This is a genomic window from Kocuria aegyptia (genome assembly GCF_039530085.1).
GTDB lineage: Bacteria > Actinomycetota > Actinomycetes > Actinomycetales > Micrococcaceae > Kocuria > Kocuria aegyptia.
This window is the reverse complement of sequence record NZ_BAAAOA010000022.1, coordinates 1-1,480: the sequence shown is the minus strand read 5'-3', so window position 1 is coordinate 1,480 and position 1,480 is coordinate 1. Positions and strand designations below refer to the sequence as shown.

Annotated in this window: 1 protein-coding gene and 3 pseudogenes; 1 reads left to right on the top strand and 3 read right to left on the bottom strand. The window is 73.5% G+C overall.

What is annotated here, in order from left to right; genetic code table 11:
* Nucleotides 1-341 (top strand): annotated as a pseudogene (locus ABD220_RS10215) (hypothetical protein); the annotation flags it as partial.
* Between the two features lie 120 nt (nt 342-461).
* Here ABD220_RS10215 and ABD220_RS10210 read toward each other — a convergent pair.
* The 3 genes and pseudogenes from ABD220_RS10210 to ABD220_RS10200 all read right to left on the bottom strand — a co-directional run.
* A complete protein-coding gene (locus ABD220_RS10210) occupies nt 462-641 on the bottom strand; it encodes a hypothetical protein (RefSeq protein ID WP_344122228.1) in 180 nt (59 codons plus the stop codon).
* Between the two features lie 41 nt (nt 642-682).
* A pseudogene (locus tag ABD220_RS10205) lies at nt 683-862 on the bottom strand (glycosyltransferase); the annotation flags it as partial.
* A 133-nt stretch (nt 863-995) separates the two neighbouring features.
* A pseudogene (locus ABD220_RS10200) lies at nt 996-1,310 on the bottom strand (nitrate reductase); the annotation flags it as partial.
* Nucleotides 1,311-1,480: the final 170 nt, after the last annotated feature.

Genomic DNA, 1,480 nt, shown 5'->3' with positions numbered 1-1,480 from the left:
CCCACGCCATCGACCTGCCCCTGCTCTTCGGCCACGAGCACACCTGGGCCGGCACCGGGCTGGTGGCCGGCGCGGACTGGGAGGAGGTCGACGCCCACGGCCGTCAGCTGCGCCGGCTGTGGGCCGACTTCGCCCGCGGCACCCCACTGGGCGAGAAGGGCCGGATCCCCGGCGCGCTGCGCTACCGGCGCGCCCAGGACCTGCCCTGGGTCCCGGCGACCGGGCGGACGGGCCCCGCGGCCCCCTCGACGTGGGGACCGGCCCCGGTCCCCGGACGACCGGCCCGGACAGCGCGGCCCGAGAGTCCGCAGAGGCTCCCTGCGGCCGTGCCGAAAGCATGAGGTGCCGGCCGGTGGTACCCGCTCGCCGTTGCTCGTCGCCGCGGCCGGAACCCTCCGGCTCGGCGATCCTCTCGCCTTGCGGCCGCCGGGGTTCACCCCGTGGCCGGCCGCCGCACCGGATCAGGCATGAGCTTCCAGGGTCAGGTCGTACACGGCGCGCGTGCGCGCCACCATCCGTTCGAGGGTGAAGTCACGCAGACATCTCCTGCGGCCGGCGTCGCCGTACAGCGCACGCCTCGCATCGTCCTCCAGCAGCTCCGCGAGCGCTGCTGCCTGCGTCTGCGCATCCTCCGCCGGCACGAGGAGCCCCGTCTCACCGTGGGCCAGGCTTCTGTGGAGCCGATCACCCGTGTCGCCACCAACGGCAGGCCGGCCTCCATCGCCTCGATCAGGGCCAACGGCATGCCCTCGACCAGTGACGGCAGCACGAACACGTCGGCGGCTTCCAGGAGCATCCGGGTGTCCGCCCGGTGCCCCGGAAGGTGGACCGAGCCGGCGAGGACCCCCGGCCCGTAGGCCACGGTGAACAGTCCGGCCGCGGCGGGGCCGATGGTTCCTGCGATGCCGTAGGCGGCCACGTCCCGCCCTTGTGCACGGCGCTGATGGCACCGGTCCTCCCCCGCGATGGCGGGCAGGCCGTTGCTGATGCTCCCCCTCACGGATCAACGGGCGGGTCAGGCGGTCCCGGTGGCTGACTCCCTGCCAGGAGGCGAACAGCCCCTTCGGACCGAGCCGGCCGTGGTTGACGATGTCCACCGCCCGGCCGCGAACCCCGACCATGGTGCCGTCCTTGACCGCGATGTCGACCTCGCAGCCGTTGCTGCACAGCACACACGCCGACTGCACCCACCGGTCAGCGTCCTCCTCCCGGACCTCCTCGGCGGGGACCTGGTCCACCCGAACCGGCCACCGCTGCCCCCGGCCGAACGGGGTGCGTGTTCCCCAGATGTGGGCAATGCGATCCATCATGATCTGCCTTCTTCTTCCCTGTCGGCCGTCGTCGCCGGGTCCAGCTGCGCGAGGTCGCCCCAGGGCACGGTGGGGTCGCGGCACAACACCGACCTCCGGGGATCGCACCGCGGCTCGGGAGCCGGCTCAACCCATCGAGGCGAGCAGGTCGGCACACGCCTGCTCACAGC